We start from the raw sequence: 3,651 nt of genomic DNA, 5'->3' as shown, positions 1-3,651 counted from the left end.
ACCGTATTCGATGCCGCGACGAGAACGCTCTTTGCCGGCGATCTCGTGTTCATGGGCTCCTTGCCGACGCTCGACGGATCACTGCTTGGATGGCTCCGCCAGATGGATGCGCTCACCGCGATCGACGCCGCGCGCGTCGTTCCAGGTCATGGTCCTGTAACGGCCGACTGGCCACAAGCGCTGGCGGGGGAGCGACGCTATTTCGAGATTCTGGCGCGCGATATCCGCAAGGCGATCGCCGACGGAACGCCGCTGCGCGAAGCAGTCAAAACCGCTGGCGAAACCGAACGGGATAATTGGCACCTGTTCGACGATTACAACGAGCGCAACGCAACGGCCGCATTTGCCGAACTCGAATGGGAATAGACGATGCCGACATGCGTCCAGCACTGTAAGGCACGGCGATTTGCCAAGACGTCGCCAAAGGCTTATCCTCAACGCCAGCCTGGGCACCACCTCTCTTGCATTGGTGGAGGCATCGAAATGCAAAATCACGCTTACTCGAGCCGGCAGCTCGCTTTGCTGCTCGCATCCGTTTTTGTCGCGATCATCTTGGCCATCGGTACGCTGCTCGGCTCCTCGGGAACCGCCAGCGCACAGCAAACAACCGCGTCCTCGGACAGGATCTGGCAGGATTTGAAGGGCGACGTGTTCGGCGATCGGGCAATTCTGGTCGATACCGGCGTCGTCAGGATCGAAGCGCCGAAGCGGGCGCAGGATGCCGCCATCGTGCCCGTCGACATCTATCTCGATCCAGCCAAGGCGCCGGACGGCATCAAATCCGTTACCTTGATCATCGATGCCAACCCTGCACCGGTGGCGGCAACGTTCCAGTTCGGCAAGGATGCCGGCGTGACGCATCTGTCGACGCGCGTGCGCGTCAACGACTATTCCTATCTGCGTGCCATCGCTGAGACGCAGGGCGGCCAACTCCATATGATGCAGACCTTCGTCAAGGCATCAGGCGGATGCTCCGCCCCTGCGGTCAAGAACCAGGACGAGGCCAACGCGACGATGGGTCAGATGAAGCTGCGCCAGTTCCCGCCCAAAGAGACGATGACCAAGACTGAGGAACTGCAGTTGATGATCCGGCATCCTAACAATTCGGGCCTGCAGCGGGATCCGCTGACCCAGTATTTCATACCGGCGCATTTTGTTCAGAAACTGTCGATCTCGCAAGCCGGCCGGCCGATCCTCTCCATGGAAGGTGGAATATCGATTTCGGAAGACCCCAATTTCCGGTTCGATTTCACCGTGCATGGCAACGGCGAAATCCAGGTGGAAGCGACCGACACGGATGGCAAATCATTCCGCAATCAGTGGCCCCTGGAGACAGCAGGTCTCTAAAGCATTCCTCTTGCGCCGTAATGCCGGATGCTTGCCAGCTCGATCCCCGAAGTGAAGCTCATTTCGGGAGGATCATGTCCAGGCAAAGGATGGAACTCCATCCGGCTTGCGGAGGGAGCAGGCTCTAAAAGCAGCGCACGTCGGCTTCCGACTGCGCGCGCTTCAATTCGGTACGGGCGGCCTTCGCCGGTGCGCTTTCGCGAAACAGCCCAGCGTTTTCGCCTGTGGTCAAAGACATACTCTTGAAAGTCTCGGCCTCTCATAGTGGTCGTACGGAAGGATCGAGGCGATGACGTCGATCGAGCAGGAACAGCTTTCCAGCGCCTTACGTGTCTGGCCGTTCGTCTGCATGCAGCCGAGCACGTAATCGGCAATCGTTGCTGTCGGGTAATCTCCCGCGGCGCCCGCCGGGTTTGCGAAGGCCAGCGGCGCGGCCAGGAGCAGCGGCAAGGTCGAAAATCCAACATATCTGATCATGGGAAAACCTCCGGTTAGCCTGGGCGCGATGTGCCAAGTCGGGATCACCGTGGCAGTTGGCAACGAGCCGCAGAGTCAGTCAAGCGCCCATGGCTTCCGTATACGACCAAAGGAGGAATGCGGTACTCATCGACCGTGGTTCCGCATGGCGGCCCGATGGCCCGCTCCACACCGCAACTCCAACGATCATCTCATGCTTGGCCCACTATCGATTCCCCATGCAGCACGTAGATGGCCAGGCCGAGACATCGAAGTGAATACCGCTAAATAAAATCCTTGCTTAGGTGAAATGTAAAACTCTAAAAATAATCAAATTTTATGCGGCCAACCGTTATTTAGATAGTAGAAATACTTTATCTAACAAATACCGTCCTAGTTATTTCCTTATATTGCACCGCATCATTTACGATATTGCGGTGCAAAAAGACACCCAGGCTTTTTTGCTTGCCTAGCGTTTTGCGATGACATAGCCTCACCCTGTTTCCGGCTTCAAGGGCGTCACCGTCATTAGGGAGCGGCGACAGTCTTTCGTAGGCCAAGGTGAGGTGGGCAGTAACGGTGCCCTCTGCACATCTGGCTTAGGTCGTGACACGCTGCCGGAAATATTTCCCCCCCCGTGAATCGCTTGGGCAAGCCCTTGTGGGCTCAGCAAATGATTCATCACTATGAACCTCGGGAGGAATTCGGATGCGTGTACTTACGAAAGCTACCTATATTCTAACCACTGCGGCGTTTCTGTCGCTCGGCGCAGCCTATACGGCGTCGGCTAACGAGGACCTTGCAAAGCTGGCTTCGGATTCGAAGAACTGGGCAATGCAGACGGGTGACTACGCCAACACCCGCTATTCCAAACTCAACCAGATTACTGCGGACAATGTGAAGAACCTGCAGGTCAAGTGGACCTTTTCCACCGGCGTGCTACGAGGCCACGAGGGTGGGCCGCTTATCATCGGCGATGTGATGTATGTCCACACGCCTTTCCCGAACAATGTCTTTGCGCTCGACCTCAAGAATGACGGGAAGATCCTCTGGAAATACGAACCCAAGCAGGATCCCAACGTCATCCCGATCATGTGTTGCGATACGGTCAATCGCGGTGTTGCCTATGGTGACGGCAAGATCATTCTCAATCAGGCCGACACCACGGTCGTCGCCCTCGACGCGAAGACCGGCAAGGTCGTCTGGTCGGTCAAGAATGGTGACCAGACCGATGGCGGCAAAGGCGAATCCGGTACGGCTGCCCCCGTCGTCGTCAAGGACAAGGTGCTCATCGGCGTCTCCGGCGCCGAATTCGGCGTTCGCGGCTGGCTGGCCGCCTACAATCTGAAAGATGGCAAACTCGCCTGGAAAGCCTATTCGGAAGGTCCGGACGCAGACACCCTGATCGATCCCGAAAAGACCACGCATCTCGGCAAGCCGGTGGGCAAGGACTCCGGCACGAACACCTGGGAAGGCGAGCAGTGGAAGACAGGCGGCGGCACGACATGGGGATGGTATTCCTATGATCCCAAGCTGAACCTGGTCTACTATGGCACCGGCAATCCCTCGACGTGGAATCCCGTACAACGCCCCGGCGACAATCGCTGGTCGATGACGATCATGGCCCGCGATGCGGACACGGGTGTTGCCAAATGGCTCTACCAGATGACCCCGCATGACGAATGGGACTATGACGGCATCAACGAGATGATCCTCGTCGATGGCATGGACGTCAACGGCGCCAAGCACGACGTGCTGGTACATTTCGATCGCAATGGCTTTGCCTACACCATGGATCGCGCCAGCGGCGAACTTCTCGTCGCCAAAAAATACGATCCGGCTGTGAAC

General features: G+C 57.5%; 2 protein-coding genes and 2 pseudogenes. 3 read left to right on the top strand and 1 reads right to left on the bottom strand.

The annotated features are described in order from the left end of the window. Positions 1 to 366 (top strand): annotated as a pseudogene (locus EN750_RS23630) (MBL fold metallo-hydrolase); the annotation flags it as partial. A gap of 117 nt (positions 367 to 483) precedes the next feature. Next, positions 484 to 1,347: a quinoprotein dehydrogenase-associated SoxYZ-like carrier gene (locus EN750_RS23625; protein ID WP_127397807.1), complete on the top strand. Its 864-nt coding sequence runs from the start codon at positions 484 to 486 to the stop codon at positions 1,345 to 1,347. Positions 1,348 to 1,471: 124 nt separating this feature from the next. Here EN750_RS23625 and EN750_RS23620 read toward each other — a convergent pair. After that, positions 1,472 to 1,824: pseudogene (locus EN750_RS23620) on the bottom strand (hypothetical protein). 687 nt (positions 1,825 to 2,511) lie between these two features. On the opposite strand from EN750_RS23620, the gene EN750_RS23615 reads away from it, so the two are divergent. Beyond that, on the top strand, positions 2,512 to 3,651 hold a 1,140-nt coding region (locus tag EN750_RS23615; RefSeq protein WP_127397806.1), incomplete at its 3' end, for a PQQ-dependent dehydrogenase, methanol/ethanol family.

Origin of the sequence: Mesorhizobium sp. M7A.F.Ca.ET.027.03.2.1 (assembly GCF_003999175.1) — a bacterium.
GTDB lineage: Bacteria > Pseudomonadota > Alphaproteobacteria > Rhizobiales > Rhizobiaceae > Mesorhizobium.
Note: the sequence above shows the minus strand (reverse complement) of the source record. Positions and strands in the feature narration are given on the sequence as shown.